This is a genomic window from Caballeronia sp. RCC_10, from assembly GCF_041360715.1.
GTDB lineage: Bacteria > Pseudomonadota > Gammaproteobacteria > Burkholderiales > Burkholderiaceae > Caballeronia > Caballeronia grimmiae.
Map to the genome: position 1 here is coordinate 1 of NZ_JBFUPT010000050.1, position 16425 is coordinate 16425.

The following is a 16425-nucleotide window of genomic DNA, read 5'->3' on the forward strand; positions in this document are numbered from 1 at the left end:
TTTCTTAAAGCTAGCCTGCGCACTCGTCTGCTGGAACATCTTCAGCCGAACGGAGCGCGCTTTTTGAACTGGCCTTTAAAGGATCGCAGCCCACGCAGGCGCGTACGAAGGCGTCCGTCCGTCCCGACCTGTTGCAGCAGTACACGTCGTTGTTTAACTTGTAGCAGCAGCCATGCGGCCAGCGCCGGATATCGCTCGAAGAGCAGCGACAAGGCACCCGCGGCGCCGCGACTTCCGCGGTCACCGTGAACCCTTACGGGACTTGTCCTGGCATAGTCCGAGATGCGCACGTGTTTCAATGCCGCGCGAAAGCCGAAGATGCGTCCGTCAGGATGCTGTGCCAATCCCCTGTCGAGCAAACGATAGAGCTGTCTTCTGTTCACGCCTGTCGCCAACTCGATCTCCCCGATGGACTCTCCTCGTGCATAACGCTCGACGGCATTGACACGACGCTGAAAAGCGCGACGCTCTTCGTCGTCAAATTCCGTATAGGCGACGCCAGGCCATGCCGCAACGTCCAAGGCCTGGAAATCAGTGCGCCGCCGGTTCATACCACTTCTCCAGCTGCGACAAATTCCGTGAGCAGCGATAATTCGTGCGTCCGTAATCCCGGTGCCTGGGCACGGCCGGCATGCAGCAAGCCGAAAACAGCAGCGCGCACAAGGACTGGATCCCCAGTCGTGAACTCGCGCTCAATCGAAAGTAGCCGATGCGGACGAGCAAGAAACCGCTCAATCGCGGTGCTGAGCGACGGAGGTACGAGGCTACGCGTGGCGATGAGGCAAGGTAGCATCCGCTTCCAGTTCGCGATCCACGCCCGAGAGGCAGCGATTTCAGACGACTGAACCACCTTCACCGTTAGCCCCGCATGCTCGAGGAGCGCAGCAGGTTTTGCAGGTCGCTCGTACGCCAAATCGAATAGGATCACTAATTCTTGACGATCAAAGTAACGCACCCAAAAATCCGCGAGATAGCGTTTCCCTTCAGATTGGATAAAACCCGGTCGCTCACAGAACGCGATGACCGCTGGATCTGCCTCCAGGATTACCCACTGCTCGGGCGCGGACTGACGGTAGAGCGTTAGCCGGCGACCCGCCTTTAGGCTGAAAGCTTCCAGACGATGAGCGCCGCGCGGACGGTCAAGCGCGGTCGGCTGACAATGGAGGATGTTGTCCATAAGATCAGTGACTTACGGAGAAAATTCGAAGTCTAGGGCGCGAATTGACGAATTTAATGCGGACTTATGCGAATTGACGACTTTATTTCGTTCGAACTGGAATTGAAGTCGTCAATTCCCGCCCGTAGATGCCGCTGGCGCCTCGATTCCGGATTGACGGATTTATTGCGTTCTACGTTTGGCGGAAGACTCGAAGCAGTCCGTGTGCTGCCCACGCGTTGGCGAGTGAGGTTGCAATAAGCCAAACGGATGCGTCGTGACGACAGGGGTATTAGTAGTGCGGTCGCGCAATACAGAAGGCCACTCGAAGCAAGTCGTGACTCGCCTCGACCGTTTGGCGAAGGCGGGTGGCGGTGCGGTGGCTGGAAAGGCCCATGAGACTGCTTACTTGTTCGTTGGTCTTGCCCGCGACGATGTGCCGACGGCCGTACGTGTTTCGGAGCAGGCGCGGACTTTCGTCGGCCGCAGCCAAGCCGGCCCGCTTAAGGGCTGCACGCACGCATTTGACCATCGTGTCAGGCTGCATCGGTTTTCCTGCTGCGGTCGCGATAAACAGCCATTGCGTCGCGCACTGAATGCTTCGGCGCACGTCATGGTAGTCGCGTAGAACATCAACCGCGAAGGCATCGATGGGCACGCGACGGGCGATGCGAGGCCCGTGCTTGTCGACGAAGAAAGTGGGGCGGTGGTGGCCTACATCGAGATCATCGACCCTCAGTTGTCTCAACTCGGCCGCCGTCACTCCGGAGGCCAGAAAGAGCGCAACGATCGCCGTGTTCCGCAGTTCCTTGAATGCAGCGCCTTCCATCGCAACGCAGACGGCCTGTAGGCGCGCATCGTCTCCTGAGGACAGATAGATCGGCGTCGGTTCATCCTCTGGCCAACTCTCGTTGAGTAGCATCTGCGCGGCCGGATTGTCCGCTCGCAGTTCGATGTTGACCAGGTGTCGCGTGAACCGATCGATCAGCTTGAGGTAACGAAGGCGGGTGGTCGTGCCGGGCGAGCAGTCCTGCGCAAGCGCGGCGAAAAAACCATCGAGGTGATCGGCCCCATAGCTCGCCACGCTCGCATGATGGGCGATCAGGTAGTCGTTGAATCGCGAGAACATCGACCGGTGTTGCACGATCGACTGGTCGGCAAAGGCGCGGCGATCCGCGCCAGTGGCTTCTTCACGTTGCCATTGCGCGTAGGCGTCTTCGGGGGCAGCAAGCCAAAGGTCGTCGAACATTTAAATCGATATACTGAAATTGGCCTAACCCAAACCCTACAGCGAAGCTAACGCTTCGCCAACCCCCCGCCACCAAGTCGGGGGTGCCTCCGTCCGCCTTGCTCCTGATGGCGTCAAGACAAGCAGCCGGTCCGCCCCACGAAGCTCTAAAATTGTACGGCGCCAGTGCCGACAATGAGCATAAGGCTGCGCGTAATCCAAACCGAGCTCGACGTTACGGGACTTGGGTCTTTATCAAGTTGTGCATATTATAAGAGCGCGGGCTAGCCGCCATAGTAGGCAGCGGGGACATCGTGAATACGCACTTTTTTCAATGGCTGCTCGCAGCCTTCTTGCTGGGGACTTCCGCAACAGCTGGGATTTCGCTTAGCTATGGAGAGGACGAACAGATCTCGCCACACGCACTTGGCGAGCGCGACGGACGCCACGACGAACACGGCCTTGTCCCCAAGCTCTATGATGCCCGAGGAGATCTCGTCGGCGAGATTGTCATAGGCAGCAGGGGCAACGATCCCGGCGCCGTTGTTATTAACGTCAACGGTGCTTCGGTCTACGTGAAGTTGACTCGTCTTTCCAAAGGCTTCAACTTCCCGGATTCGGCGACTCAGATGGTTTGGAGTGACAACTCAATCGTCTCGTACGATGGGGCCAATTGCACCGGCGCGCCGTACGTTTACCCCGACTCGGTGCTCCGACCAGCCGCGATCGTCAGGCAAGGCGCTAAGGTGACGCTTCTCATCGGAGCCGAAGGGCCCGCCGAAAACCACACTATCGTATCTCGCTTAGACCTTGGACAGTGCGTCGGCAACGATCCGTATGTTGACACTATCTGGCGAGTGGAAAGTACCGTCGACTTGAGTGCCAAGCATCCGGAGCCTTTGCGCGTCGGCTTCTAGCGAACGACATAAACCGTTCTTACGAACTGAGGTGGCTACGTGTTCCGTCTGAAATTGGGTTGGTTCCTGTCGGCGCTGCTCCTTTGTCTCGTTGCAATCGATGCAGCCGCGGAGGAGGGGCGCCGTGATGAACGCCACCACCATGCTCATCCGAACGACGGTCAAGCGCGCCTCTATGATGCACGAGGCGCCTTGGTTGGCGACGTGGTTTATGTCTCGGGCAGCGGTTACGACGGCGGTGTTGTGCTTAACGTGAGGGGAGTGTTCGTTTTCGCCGGCTTCTCTCGCGTCGGAAAACTTCGATCTGACGGCGGAGGCACAGCTACCGACGAAATGATGTGGCAGTACCCGCGCCTCGCCTACTTGAGCGAGAACTGTAGCGGAACGTCGTACGTTTATTACGAGCGGGGTATCTTTCGTCCGAGCGCCATCGAGCGCAGAGGAACGACCGCGACCCTCTATATTGCGCGCGACACCATTTCAGAAGTCACGCAATTTGGCTCCTCCATATACGATGGTGACCCCCCATCCTGCGATAGAGGCGCGCCGCCGCACTCTGACAGGGCATGGCCGGTCGAGAGCACAATCGACTTGACTCAGCTCCATCCCGAACCACTGCGGATAGGCCGGTGACTGTAACAGTGTTCGTACGTCAGGGACGAGGTGAGTATGTTCAATCTTCGTAGTGCGATCGTCATCGCGGTCTTTGCGGCGAGCGCATCAGCGTTCGCTCACGGTGCAGGCGACGAAGGATGGCACCAGCACTCCGCCAAGCTATACGACGCACGAGGCAGGCTCGTGGGAACGGTCGTGGATGCACCGATGCAAGCGAGTTCTTCCGACCTCGTGTCGGACGGCGGGGTAATTATGAACGTCAAGGGCGCGGCCGTTTTCGTCGGCGTCACCCGCCTTAAAACGCCAGACGGCGCTCAGTCTGCAAACGCTTTTATGTGGAGCGGGGCCCGGCCGGCCTACTCGGGCGCCGGCTGCACAGGTACGCGATACGTATGGATCGCACTCGGCCCCTTGCGGCCGGCTGTCATCGAACGTAAGGGTGGCAAGGCGGTGCTGTATGTCGCCAAAGACCAACCTTCGCAGTACGAGAGCATCGGCTCGCAAGGCCGCCCTGCCGGTTGTGAACCTTTCTTCGGCGAATCCTTCCTGGTTTGGCCCATCGGAGACTCTCTAAACTTGTCTGACGAGTTTCCGGAGCCGCTGACCGTCGGGCACTGAGCGCTGGCGCCTTAAAGCGCGCCGCGCTAGAACGAACCGGCCTCCGAGCGAATCGGCGACCGGCTCGCTGCCCGCCCCCCCGCGATCTGGCTCTCAATTGCGTCAAGGCAAGCTGCCGGTCCTCCGACGACAATCCGTGCGGAACATGCCAGCATCAGATTGACGCTCAGCCCAAAGTCCTCAATGAGATAACCGCGCGCACAAAAAGCGCCGTTATTTTCGGTCGCCGCTGCCGATACACGCGCAGCCAGCGTCGCTTCGCTGGACCGATATGCCCACACGAGCTTGCCGAGCGCCACCGCAAAACCGACTTCGAACGCCGTCCCGCTGTCAGGCTCGCCGGCGCCCCGAAAGTCATTGAGGTTTGCCATCACGATATCGGCCGAACGAATCAACTCGACGTTCGCCGCATAGATGTGGCGAGCGGCCTCGTGCGGCAGGAGGGAGGAGGGGACATCGCCGTCGAGCGGGTATAGCCCAACGAAGCCGCGATCGCGGCAGAGCTGCTTGAGATGCTCGCCGTGTTCCTTCGCGTCGCGGCGAAAGACATCGAAGCCTGCAAGGTAGATGCGTGGCTTGCTCGCGGCGCGCTCGATCGGCAGAGGGGAAGGATCGATCCTTCCTTCGCGGACCCGGCGTTTGATCCGGTTTAGCTGTTTCTTCACAGCCAAGGCGCTCTTGCCGAGACTGTTCGCAATCTGCTCGACCGGTAGGCCCTGATCGAGCAATTCCATCACGGCACGCTGCGACTTCGTCGGATTTCTTTTTGACATCGGTTCGTGGCTTCGACTGCATGGCTATTGGAACGCCTAGGAGCTTACCAATAACCCCGCGTAGTCAAGTCACTCGCCCCTCCCGCCTCAAGCGACGCGGAACTGAACAATGGCGGTTGCGAGCTCGGTTAGCCTGCGTCTCCGAGCCTGGAAGAAAAGACGTATGGCATAGTGCGGCACGTCAGACAACCCAAGGGAAGAATATGACGACCCTCTCAAACATCGAAGAAAGGATTAAGAAATTGCAGGCTCGAGCGGACGCGATTCAAAAGAAGCAGGCCATTGCTGCCGTCGCAAAAATTCATTCGCTTATGAAAGAGCACGGCCTGACAATCGACGACTTGACTAATCGAGGTAGAGCTGGCCCTGCAAAGAACTCTGTCGGCGCTCCGCTAGCTGCGACCGGCAAGTATCGTGATCCGAAGACGGGCGCAACGTGGAGCGGTCGAGGCCGAGCGCCGGCGTGGATAGCGAACGCTAAGAATCGTGCGAGATTTCTGGTCTCTGCGGCAGTCGACTCTAACGATAGCGACTCGGGCAAGCGCACCGGGAACTACCCTCGCGGTCCCCAACCGGCGAAGTACCGAGATCCCAAATCAGGAGCCGAGTGGAGCGGCCGCGGCATGGCGCCGGGATGGTTGGCATCGGTAAAGGACAGGAGCAAGTTCCTAATCTCCGCGGCTGATAGCAAAGCGGCCGGCACTAAGAAGCCGAAGTCAAAAACGAACGCGGCGCCGGCGCGCTCGACTAAGGCCGCAAAGACGCCCAACGCGTCAAAGTCCGCCCGCGCGAAGCGGACATAGGGGCGCAGGGCGGGGCGTCTTCTTTCTTTAGAGAAGGCCAAGCAGTCAGCGGACCGCTCGCCAACGCCTGCTACGCTTCGGTCTTAAAGACGGCCATCGTCGCGCGCAGCGTTTCGGCCTGATCTTGAAGCGAACCGGCAGCGGCGGCGGCCTGCTCGACGAGCGCTGCATTTTGCTGCGTGACCTCGTCCATCTGGGCAATCGCCGTGTTCACCTGCTCGATGCCGCGACTTTGTTCATTCGAAGCAGACGCAATCTCGTCCATGATGTCGGTGACCTTCTGAATCGCTGCGCCGATCTTGGTCATCGTCTCCCCAGCTTGCCCGACGAGTGCTGTGCCCGTGTGGACACGCGTACTGGATGCTTCGATCAGCTCGCGAATCTCTTTGGCGGCCGTGGATGAGCGCTGCGCCAAACTGCGTACTTCGCCCGCAACCACGGCGAAACCGCGCCCCTGTTCGCCGGCACGTGCGGCTTCGACCGCAGCGTTGAGCGCCAGGATGTTCGTCTGGAACGCTATGCCCTCGATCATGCCGATGATCTCGGCGATCTTGTGCGAGCTTTGCTCGATCTCGGCCATTGTCCCGACGACGTTCGTGACGATCGTCGCGCCTTGCTGTGCAACGTCGCGCGCGTTGCCGGCCAAGCCGCTTGCCTGACGCGCGTTCTCTGAATTGTGCTTCACGGCCGCAGTCAGCTCTTCCATGCTGGCCGCTGTTTCTTCCAGCGACGCGGCCTGCTGCTCGGTGCGCGACGACAGGTCCGTGTTGCCGACAGCGATTTCACGGCTGGCATTGGCGATCGCATTAGCGGACGTCTTCACGCTGTCAACGGCTGACAGCAATTGCGTGCGCATGCGGGCCATCGAATACATGAGGCTGGAGCGGTCGTCCGCGGCAGTGGCCACGTCAACGGCGAGATTGTTATCCGCGATCTGGTTCGCCACTTCCGCTGCGTATGCCGGTTCTCCGCCCATCGAACGAAGTATCCCACGGTTGAGCCGCGCCACGAAAAGGCTTAGCAGTGCTGCAATCACGGCGAAGGCGCCAAGACTCCAGCCGAGCGACGCATAGAACGCGGCATTGATGTCGTCGATGTAGACGCCGGTGTTGATGAGCCAGTCCCACGGCTTGTACATCGACACGTAGGACATTTTCGGCAGGATTTCACTGCTTCCCGGCTTGGCGAACGAATAGTACGTGTAGCCCGCGCCTTGTCGCTTGCCTACACCGATGAGCTCACGATAAACATAGACGCCGTTGGGATCCTTGAAGTCCATCATGCTCTTGCCGACGAAGTCGGGCTTGATCGGATGCGCAAGCACCTTCGCCTGCGAATCGAACACGCTGAAGTAGCCACTGTCGCCATAGCGGATATCGCGGATCGCGCGCAGCGCGCCCTGCTTGGCTTGGTCTTCCGTCATCGATCCTTTTGCAGCGGCATCGGCAAACTCCTTAACGATGCTGTTAACGACCTCGGTCGCGTGCCTGATATCCGCTTGGGTCTGCTCAGTCCGCAGGGTGCGCATACGATACGCGTCGGCGATCGAAACACCTGCGAGGCACGCAAGGCTTAGAAGTAGCGGAAGCCAAAGTTTTCTGGTGAATGTCATTTCGTTGTGGGTGTGGCTTCTAGGTTCTCTGCAGTGGTCAGGCGATGGCGGGTTGAACCAGCGCCATTTCCTCGCTCGTGATGAGCTTCTCGATGTCCATCAAGATCAACATGCGGTCGTCGATCGTCCCGATGCCGGTGATGTAGTCGGTGTTGACCGTCGAATTGAAGCCCGGTGCTGGCCGGATCTGCTCGGGCGTGAGCGTCTGCACGTCGGATACGCCGTCAACGACGATGCCCACCACGCGTCCTGCAACGTTGAGCACAACAACAACCGTCTGGTCGTCGTAGACGGCGCTCTCCAACTCGAACTTCAGGCGCATGTCGGCAATCGGCACGATGACGCCGCGCAAGTTAATGACGCCCTTGATGAACACCGGGGCGTTGGCCACGCGCGTCACCGCGTCGTATCCACGGAGTTCCTGAACCTTCAGGATGTCGATGCCGTACTGCTCTTGGCCCAGACTGAAGATGAGGAATTCGTTGGCGCCCACTTCGGGCGTGTCTTTTCTTTGGTCGCTATTCATTTATTCAAGTGCCGTTCGGGTTGCCTTAGCGCCGCCCATATCGACGGACGCTGCTACTGCGGACAACGGCACGTTGGAAAAAAACTGAACACGGGACGGGAGCTTCTGCAGGATCGAGCAGCAGCCTAGCGCGGCCAGAAGGATATGTTGACGCATGCGGGCATCGTTACCGATCTCATTTCGGGACCATCCGAAGTTGAAGTCTTCTCGCTGAACTGTGCGCAATGCACTGCCGATAAACATTGATCGTCTTCTATTCGAGAAGCGGCAGGCACCAGCGACCGGCGCGATCGTATTGCCTTACTGTTGAGCGCTAGAACCAAGAACAATGAAGAACCTCACGATTCGGGCGCGGCTTGCGCTCACCATGGCTTTCCTCGGTTTCCTGCTGGCGCTCTCAGTCGGCTTCGGGTGGTACGGCATCAGTGCGACCTATTCGACGGCCAAAGACATCTCTGACAATTCGCTGCCAGCAGTCAACGCCCTCGGCATATCGAACAACTACATCGCTCGTGCGCGGCTTGCGCTTGACCGCTATGCGTTGAACCCGGCAGACAAGGACGCCGGTGGACTGGTTGCACGCGCCAATGGATTCATGCGTCAATCGGATGAGTGGTACGGAAAGTATGACTCGATCCCGCGTGGAACCGACGAGATGGCATTGGCAAAGAGCGTCGCAGATGCTCGCACCGATGTGCGACAAGTGATCAACAAATTCAGCGCCGCGATAGAAGCGGGCGACAAAGAAGCGATAGACCGCATCGCGTTCAAGGATTTACCAACGTCGTACACCCGGTGCATCGAAGCCTTCGACAAGCTGCAGGGTTTCCAACTCGCCGATGCGAAGCGCCAGATGGCCGAGAGCGACGCCCGGGTGTCGACGCTGCGCACCCTCGGAGTGTTGGCATTGCTCGTGGGTCTCGCTACCGCAGCGCTTGGCTGGTTTTTGCTGCGCCGGGCAATCATGACGCCACTTGCCGAGGCCCTGAAGCACTTCGAGCACATTTCTAACGGCGACCTCACGCACGAGGTGACGATTAATACGCGTGACGAGATGGGGCAATTGCTTGCCGGAGTCGCCACCATGAAAGAAAAATTGGCCGCCACGGTGGGGACTGTCCGACTAAGCAGTGAGGCGATTGCCAGCGCCAGCAAACAGATCGCTGCTGGCAATACGGACCTGTCATCCCGTACCGACGAGCAAGCGGCTTCGCTTCAGGAAACGGCCGCGAGCATGGAAGAGCTTACCTCCACGGTCAAGCAGAATTCTGAGAACGCCAAGCAGGCGAGTGGCCTTGCGGACAACGCCAACGTCGTTGCCAACGAGGGCAGTGCCATCGTCGGTCAGGTCGTCGACACGATGGCGGGCATTGAGGAAAGCTCCACGAAGATCGCTGAGATCATCGCCATGATCGAAGGCATCGCCTTTCAGACCAACATCTTGGCGCTCAACGCGGCGGTTGAAGCGGCGCGCGCCGGCGAGCAAGGCCGCGGCTTCGCGGTAGTCGCGAGCGAAGTCCGCAGCCTCGCACAGCGCTCATCAGCCGCTGCAAAAGAGATCAAAGATTTGATTGAAACCTCCGGCAACCGAGTGCAAGCGGGTACGGAACTCGTCGCACGGGCAGGGGAAACCATGCAGCGCGTCGGCACCGCCATCCAGCGCGTCACCGACATCATGGGCGAGATTGCCTCTGCGTCTAACGAGCAGAGCCGCGGCATCGAGCAAGTGAATCAGGCCATTTCGCAGATGGACGAGGTGACGCAGCAGAATGCGGCGCTCGTTGAGGAAGCAGCGGCAGCAGCCGGCTCGATGGAAGATCAGGCGAAGCAACTGTCCGCAGCGGTTGCTGTGTTCCGCACTGCCCAGACGGTCCCCGTCGCAGCGACGACCAAGCACACTCCGCAGATGGCGCGTCCGTCGGCCACCAAGAAATCGCCGACCATGACGAAAGCGGCAAAGCCAGCGCCTGCTGCCTCGCAACCCGTTCATGCGGGGGACGATGGCGATTGGTCGACGTTTTAAGCTTGGCGCGCGTCTTCGATGCCATTGAAAAAGGGGCCGCTGACGCGAGCGGCGGCCACTGCCGACGTTTTGTTCTCCCTTCAGAACGTCAAATCGGATGCCGTAAGCAGGAGTACCGACGAGGCAGCTATTAGATGAAAGCGAGCGAAATGAACAACGATCAACACGATATCGAGCAGCGTGTGCGGCTCGCAGGCAGCAACATGTTCGAACTTTTGCTGTTCCGGCTTGGCACCACCCCGCGCCGCGGCACGCGCGAACTCTATGGCATCAACGTGTTCAAGATTCGCGAGATCATAGCAATGCCGACGCTGACGGAACTCGCGGGCTCGTCGGACAAAATTCTGGGCGTGGCCGATGTTCGCGGCGAGATCATCCCCGTGATTGACCTGGCGAAGGTGACCGGTTGCACTCCGCGAGAAGGCAACCGAATCCTGCTCGTCACCGAGTTCGCCCGTACAACGCAAGGATTCGCCGTCGACGAGGTTGACGATATCGTTCGCCTGGAGTGGAACCGTGTCCTGTCGGCCGAGGGCCACTCGAGCGGTAAGGCGGTCACCAGCATCGCGCGACTCGATGCGCAACCAGGCGGGCGCTTGGCGCAGGTGCTCGACGTCGAACAGATCTTGCGGGACGTATTGCCAACGAGCGAGCCGGAGATCAATGAGGAAAGCACTGGACGGTTGTCGCTGCCGCCCGGCGCAAGAATCCTTGCTGCCGACGACTCGGGTGTGGCGCGGGCGCTTATCGAAGAGAGCCTGAAAGCGATGGGTGTGCCGTATACCATGGCCAAGACCGGTCAGGAAGCGTGGGACGTGATCGAACGCGCGAACCAGAATGCCATGAAGGCGGGCAAGAAGGTCACCGACGATATTGCACTTGTGCTCACCGACCTCGAGATGCCCGAGATGGATGGGTTCACGCTCACCCGGAAAATCAAATCGGCGGCTGATCTGCAGGCTATCCCCGTCGTCATCCACTCTTCGTTGTCGGGCTCAGCGAACGAGCAGCACGTGCGCAAGGTAGGCGCGAACGCTTATGTGTCCAAGTTCGTTGCGGCGGAACTCGCTGCGGTCATGCGCCAAGCCATGTCGAAGGTCGCCGCATGACCGGTCCGTCTAACTCAACTGCTAACCGTCGCTTTCCAAGTGGTCTCGGAGCGACCGCTGCATGGCAACTGAGCGACGGACGCAAACTGACCTTGTTCGTCGTGGATCAGTCGATACCGCTATACAACGTAGTCATCGGCAAGCTGCGTTTCTTCGCCGACAGCAGCCAAGTGTCCGCGTATGTTGCACATCTCGATGCGACACCCGGCGAAGACCCATCCCTTCCGCAATGGCAGTGGGTCTTCGAGAGCGGCTTTAACCAGTCCGTCGACGGATCGCGGAACAAGCGGTGGTGTTTGACCGACCGTTGAATCGAACAAACCTAGTTAGCGAACCGCGCAGAAGGCACCTGTTTGACGATCGGGGAACCTGCCGGGCACGTCGAACGGAGTTCTGTTGGTCACGCTGGAGTTGAGCTGGGCAGACCACACCGCTGACGAGTGCGGTCGCCGATCGGTTCAGGAACCCTCTAGGTACGCGGGAACGGCTCGGGCGGCGAGCGACATCTCGCTGCCGCCGCGAGCCGCACGCGCGGCGACAGTCCGGGCATCCGCGACATACATTCATGGAGCGTTGTCTCGCGGCTGGAACAACACGGCATTTCCCTGTCGACGGAATGGCAGCTAAACCCACCCTCGGTCACCGCAGAGCTGCGTGAGGCTGACGCTCAAGAAAAGCCTCGGTCAAGGAACTACATCATTGCAAATAGTGGGAATTACGAATAAAGGATGCGCGACGCGCGCCGATACTCTGAAAGGAAGACGAAAGTTGCGCCAACGACTCAATCCCTGAGCGATCCCTGGGCCTTGCGGTGCGCCCGGCGACCCGCCGTGCGGCAACATGAACGTGAGCGGTGCGCCTTCCGAAGAAAACTAAAATTCGGTCCCTCGGAATCCCTAATGAATCTGCAAAATATAAAGGTCAGTGCTCGCCTGATCATTGGCTTCGGCGTCGTTGTTGCGATGCTTCTTCTTGTCGCGGCTATCAATTTCTTCAGCTTGCGCGGTCTAAACAACGAAATCACGCTGATCACTGATGACCGAATGGTCAAAGCCGCCGAGGTCAGTAAGGCGAAAGACGCTGTGAGCCAAACCGTATTGCGCCTGCAGCGCGCTGTCATCACTGGACGGGCTGAAGACGTCGAGACGATGAAAGCGGGTGTCCTTGAAGCCTCGAAGGCGACGTCTCAGCGGCTGGATCGCGTCGACCGCATGATCACGTCGGCTCATGGGCGCGAACTCTTCAATGCGCTCGTCGACGCTCGTGGCCGTAACACTGCGGCGCGCAACGCGGCGATCAGCCTGTTGACGGCTGGGAAGATCGATGAGGCACGCGCGCAAGTTACCGGACCTGTCGCAGAGGCGCAGGTCAAGTACTTTGCGGCTCTTGACGCCCTTGTCGCATACCAGTTCGAACTGGCCGACGAGTCCGCCATAGAGGCTCATGCCACCTACGATCGCGCAATTGCACTTTCGTTTGGAGCAACGCTTGCGGCCGTACTCGTGGCTATCGCCGCAATGCTTGCGATCACTCGCTCCGTAACGAAGCCCCTCGGCCAGGCGCTAGAGGCAATGAAGGCGCTCGAGCAGGGCGATCTCACGCATCGCGTGGACGCAGTCGGTCGCGACGAACTCGCGACATTGATGCTGGCTGTGCAAGCAGCGTTCGCAAAACTGTCCGCGCTCGCCAACGGAATCAAAGAGTCGGTCGACGTGATCCGAACAGCGTCGGGCGAGATCGCTGCTGGAAGCACGGACTTGTCGTCGCGCACCGAACAGCAGGCGGCGTCGTTGGAGGAAACCGCAGCAAGCATGGAAGAGTTGACCGCGACCGTCAAACAGAACGCCGAGAACGCAAAACAGGCCAGCGGCCTCGCAGACAATGCGGGGGCCGTGGCAAATGAAGGCACCGCGATCGTTGGTCAGGTCGTGGAAACGATGACCGGCATCGAGCAAAGCTCCGCCAAAATCGCTGAGATCATCGGCATGATCGAAGGCATTGCGTTCCAAACCAACATTTTGGCGCTCAACGCGGCGGTCGAAGCGGCGCGCGCAGGGGAGCAAGGCCGTGGCTTCGCGGTCGTCGCCAGTGAAGTCCGCAGTCTTGCACAGCGCTCATCAGCCGCTGCAAAAGAGATCAAAGCTTTGATTGAGACTTCCGGCGACCGAGTGCAATCGGGTACGGAACTCGTCGCACGGGCAGGGGAAACCATGCAGCGCGTCGGCACCGCCATCCAGCGCGTCACCGACATCATGGGCGAGATTGCCTCTGCGTCTAACGAGCAGAGCCGCGGCATCGAGCAGGTGAATCAAGCCATCTCCCAGATGGACGAGGTGACGCAGCAGAATGCGGCGCTCGTTGAGGAAGCAGCGGCAGCAGCGGGGTCAATGGAAGACCAGGCGAAACATCTGTCTGCAGCCGTCGCGGTGTTCCGAACTGCTCAAACGCCTTCCGTCGCAGCGACGAACACCTACACGCCGCAGATTGCGCGGCCGTCGGCCCCCAAGAAAGCGCCGACGGTGACGAAAGTGGCAAAGCCAGCGCCTGCTGCCGCGCAGCCCGTTCATGCGGGGGATGATGGCGATTGGTCGACGTTTTGACTTCAGGAGGTGCAATTGTGCCGATGAAGACTAAGAAGCTGTTGCGAAATTAGTGAAACAAGGGTTTGAGACGCGTCCAGCAAATCAAGGCGCAAGCGAGAGACAGGAAGGCCTCGTGAACATAAGCGTAGCGTTCGTAGCGAATCTTCAGCCGGCGAAACGAGTGAAGCCATGCAATCGAGCGCTCGACTGGCCAACGCGTTTTGCCAAGACCGCTTCCGTGGGACGAGCCGATTTTTGCGAGCACCGGCGTGATGCCGCGTTCTCTCAAATGTTGCCGATGTGGTTCGGAACTGTAGCCCCGGTCGCCCTGAACGATTTGTGGTTTATGCAGGGGGCGCCCGCGCTTGCCTCTGATAGGTGGAATTGCCTCGACGAGTGCATCGAGTTGGGTGATGTCATGTCGATTGGCTGCGCTCAGGATGACCGCGAGCGGGATGCCTTGCGCGTCGACGATGAGGTGGTGTTTGCTGCCGAGCTTGCGCCGGTCCGTGGGATTGGGGCCGGTTTTTTTCCCGCCAGCATGGCGCGAATCGATGAGCTGTCCACGAGCGCTCGCGACAAATCGATTTCGCCGCGACGACGAAGTTCGGCCAGCAGAGTTTCGTGGATGCGTTGCCAGACGCCTGCTTCCTGCCATGCGACGAGCCGTCGCCAACAGGCAGTACCTGAGCCGCACCCCATCTCCTGCGGCAGGAGATTCCACGCGATGCCTGAGCGCAGTACGAACACGATGCCCGTCAGTACAGCACGGTCGGGTGTTGGCTTGCGCCCCGCATATTGCCGATTGCGAGGTGCTCGCGCAGGCAGAAGTGGTTCGATGAGTGACCACAGTTCGTCGTCTATGAGTTCTTTAGGCATCGCTTCCTGTCAGGCAAAACAAGACAGAAAGTTAAGGAAGCTTATGTGGACGCCTCCCGGATTGCAAACAATGTTGCGATGTTGGCTGGCAGGTAAAGGCAGCACGCTTATGTCCGGCCCGTTTTGCAGGCCGATTTGGCCTGCTGGCCCTGATGGAATTCGCTGGCGAGGTCCTCATCTGCATATCGAACGCTATGGTTCATGTTCCTTATCGGGTTTTCCTCGCCCCGGTCCAACCTGTTAGCCATCATGCAGCACGTGCTTGCGCTCCTTGGGAAGTTGGAAGTATCTTGAGCCGGAAAGCCCAGGAGGCTACGCGGTAGCGAGCAATGAACCTTTATATTCCTGCGATCTTGCCAGAACTGCCCAAATGGTTCTTGCCAGCTTATTCGCGACCGCTGCAACCGCGACATTAAAGGGTCTGCGCTTTAGCAAATCCTCAAGCCAGGACGAACGCTTTCCTTGGATGATTATCGAGCGGGCGCCGTGCATCAATAGCGTGCGCAAATAGTATCTCCACGCTTGCTCAGACCCATCTGCCGGATTCGCCCACCGGTTCCAGTCTGCCGTGGGACGAGCCCCAGCCATGCGGCAAACTCGCGCCCCGACTTGAAGGTTTGCGGATCGCCAATAGCTGCGACAGTAGCGGTCGCTGTGAGAAGACCGACACCAGGAATTTCCCCGACCTTCTTGCAGTGTGGGTTGTCACGAAACAGAATGTTAAGACGCCGTTCCAAGACAGCGATTTCACGATCGGTATGCTGCACACGTTGCCACTGCTCCCTCAAGCTGTCGACCAGCAAGGACGGCAGGCGCTCGGCGACGCCCGCAAGCGCGGCAGGGAATGCCTTACTGAAGGCACGGTAGCTTTCGGGCAAGACTTCGCCGAACTCATACAACAGTCCACGCAATGCATTGGTTTGCATGATGCGAAACTTCATCAGTTGCGCACGCACTCGATGTATCGCCAGAACTGTCTGCTGAGCTTCGCTTTTTACGGCGACGAATCGAGCGTCTGGTTGCTGAGCAGCAGTCCAGATCGCTCGCGCGTCGGCAGCGTCAGTCTTGTTCCGAAGTACAAAGGGGCGTACTGATCTGGCAGATATCAGTTTCACCTCGTGACCCAACGCTTGCAGTCGTCTCGCCCAGTCATGTGCGCTACCACATGCTTCCATGACGACTACCGAAGGAGCTCGGCGAGCAAAGAACTCAAGCACCTGAGCACGCTTGATTTTGAACCGTTCGATTTGACCGCTTTGACGGTCGACCGAGTGAAGCTGAAACACCTGCTTGGCAATGTCCATTCCAATGATCGCGGCATTCATCTCGGATTCTCCTCGCAGCCTGATTAAGAACATTCCCACTCTCGCATACGTACGTCGCGCCCGCTCGAACTTGCAACTCCGGTTCCCATCACCAAGGACCCGTTGCCGGGGGGAGGCGTCCATACCATCTGCGTAATCCCTTCGTGTAACATCGATTAGGAATGCTACCATAGTGGCTACGACCTGGAGGCATCACGATGACGCAACTTCATCTCGGCTTGGACCTGTCAACCAAGCGCACGCGCAAGCGGGAGTTCTT

The 16425-nt window shown here is 59.2% G+C and carries 16 protein-coding genes and 1 pseudogene; 8 read left to right on the forward strand and 9 right to left on the reverse strand.

Annotated features, from left to right (window positions below; genetic code table 11):
* Window positions 1-41 precede the first annotated feature (41 nt).
* The 3 genes from AB6804_RS29935 to AB6804_RS29945 all read right to left on the reverse strand — a co-directional run bounded on the left by AB6804_RS29935 (window position 42) and on the right by AB6804_RS29945 (window position 2405).
* On the reverse strand, window positions 42-551 hold the full coding sequence (locus tag AB6804_RS29935; protein WP_370889535.1) for a hypothetical protein: 510 nt from the start codon (window positions 549-551) through the stop codon (window positions 42-44).
* Window positions 548-1177 (reverse strand): hypothetical protein, encoded by a 630-nt coding sequence (locus AB6804_RS29940; RefSeq protein ID WP_370889536.1) that lies wholly within the window; start codon window positions 1175-1177, stop codon window positions 548-550. Before AB6804_RS29940 ends, AB6804_RS29935 begins: the two co-directional genes overlap by 4 nt.
* Window positions 1178-1448: 271 nt before the next feature.
* Window positions 1449-2405, reverse strand: a complete 957-nt coding sequence (locus AB6804_RS29945) for a tyrosine-type recombinase/integrase (protein WP_370889537.1) — start codon at window positions 2403-2405, stop codon at window positions 1449-1451.
* A 293-nt stretch (window positions 2406-2698) separates the two neighbouring features.
* On the opposite strand from AB6804_RS29945, the gene AB6804_RS29950 reads away from it, so the two are divergent.
* The 3 genes from AB6804_RS29950 to AB6804_RS29960 are packed head-to-tail and all read left to right on the forward strand — an operon-like array spanning window position 2699 to window position 4534.
* On the forward strand, window positions 2699-3301 hold the full coding sequence (locus tag AB6804_RS29950; RefSeq protein WP_370889538.1) for a hypothetical protein: 603 nt from the start codon (window positions 2699-2701) through the stop codon (window positions 3299-3301).
* Between the two features lie 39 nt (window positions 3302-3340).
* Complete coding sequence (locus AB6804_RS29955) at window positions 3341-3934, forward strand: hypothetical protein (RefSeq protein ID WP_370889539.1); 594 nt, start codon at window positions 3341-3343, stop codon at window positions 3932-3934.
* A 36-nt stretch (window positions 3935-3970) separates the two neighbouring features.
* A complete protein-coding gene (locus tag AB6804_RS29960) occupies window positions 3971-4534 on the forward strand; it encodes a hypothetical protein (protein ID WP_370889540.1) in 564 nt (187 codons plus the stop codon).
* 26 nt (window positions 4535-4560) lie between these two features.
* On the opposite strand, the gene AB6804_RS29965 is transcribed toward AB6804_RS29960, so the two are convergent.
* The gene (locus AB6804_RS29965) at window positions 4561-5268 is read right to left on the reverse strand and encodes a nucleoside 2-deoxyribosyltransferase (protein ID WP_370889541.1); all 708 of its coding nucleotides are present in this window, start codon (window positions 5266-5268) and stop codon (window positions 4561-4563) included.
* Window positions 5269-5618: 350 nt separating this feature from the next.
* Between AB6804_RS29965 and AB6804_RS29970 the strand changes: the two genes are divergently transcribed.
* Window positions 5619-6110, forward strand: coding sequence for an H-NS family nucleoid-associated regulatory protein (locus tag AB6804_RS29970; RefSeq protein WP_370889550.1), 492 nt, complete (start codon window positions 5619-5621; stop codon window positions 6108-6110).
* A 70-nt stretch (window positions 6111-6180) separates the two neighbouring features.
* Here AB6804_RS29970 and AB6804_RS29975 read toward each other — a convergent pair whose 3' ends face one another.
* From AB6804_RS29975 to AB6804_RS29985, 3 genes are read right to left on the reverse strand one after another with little or no spacing between them, the layout of a single operon-like run.
* A complete protein-coding gene (locus AB6804_RS29975) occupies window positions 6181-7722 on the reverse strand; it encodes a methyl-accepting chemotaxis protein (protein WP_370889542.1) in 1542 nt (513 codons plus the stop codon).
* A 37-nt stretch (window positions 7723-7759) separates the two neighbouring features.
* Window positions 7760-8248: a chemotaxis protein CheW gene (locus AB6804_RS29980; RefSeq protein WP_370889543.1), complete on the reverse strand. Its 489-nt coding sequence runs from the start codon at window positions 8246-8248 to the stop codon at window positions 7760-7762.
* Window positions 8249-8491, reverse strand: coding sequence for a hypothetical protein (locus AB6804_RS29985; protein WP_370889544.1), 243 nt, complete (start codon window positions 8489-8491; stop codon window positions 8249-8251).
* Window positions 8492-8576: 85 nt separating this feature from the next.
* Here AB6804_RS29985 and AB6804_RS29990 point away from each other — a divergent pair, with 85 nt between their 5' ends.
* From AB6804_RS29990 to AB6804_RS30005, 4 genes are all read left to right on the forward strand, one after another.
* Window positions 8577-10271, forward strand: coding sequence for a methyl-accepting chemotaxis protein (locus AB6804_RS29990; RefSeq protein WP_370889545.1), 1695 nt, complete (start codon window positions 8577-8579; stop codon window positions 10269-10271).
* Window positions 10272-10420: 149 nt separating this feature from the next.
* Window positions 10421-11380 carry a chemotaxis protein gene (locus AB6804_RS29995; RefSeq protein WP_370889546.1) on the forward strand — a complete coding sequence of 320 codons (960 nt, stop codon included), beginning with the start codon at window positions 10421-10423 and terminating at the stop codon, window positions 11378-11380.
* Window positions 11377-11691 (forward strand): hypothetical protein, encoded by a 315-nt coding sequence (locus AB6804_RS30000; protein ID WP_370889547.1) that lies wholly within the window; start codon window positions 11377-11379, stop codon window positions 11689-11691. The genes AB6804_RS29995 and AB6804_RS30000 overlap by 4 nt, the downstream gene beginning before the upstream one ends.
* Before the next feature lie 588 nt (window positions 11692-12279).
* A complete protein-coding gene (locus tag AB6804_RS30005) occupies window positions 12280-13980 on the forward strand; it encodes a methyl-accepting chemotaxis protein (protein ID WP_370889548.1) in 1701 nt (566 codons plus the stop codon).
* 49 nt (window positions 13981-14029) lie between these two features.
* On the opposite strand, the gene AB6804_RS30010 is transcribed toward AB6804_RS30005, so the two are convergent.
* A protein-coding gene (locus AB6804_RS30010) for an IS5 family transposase (protein ID WP_370889549.1) occupies window positions 14030-14841 on the reverse strand; the annotation gives its coding sequence in 2 pieces (ribosomal slippage) (window positions 14030-14502 and window positions 14502-14841; 813 coding nt in all).
* Between the two features lie 312 nt (window positions 14842-15153).
* Window positions 15154-16166 (reverse strand): annotated as a pseudogene (locus AB6804_RS30015) (IS110 family transposase).
* Window positions 16167-16425: the final 259 nt, after the last annotated feature.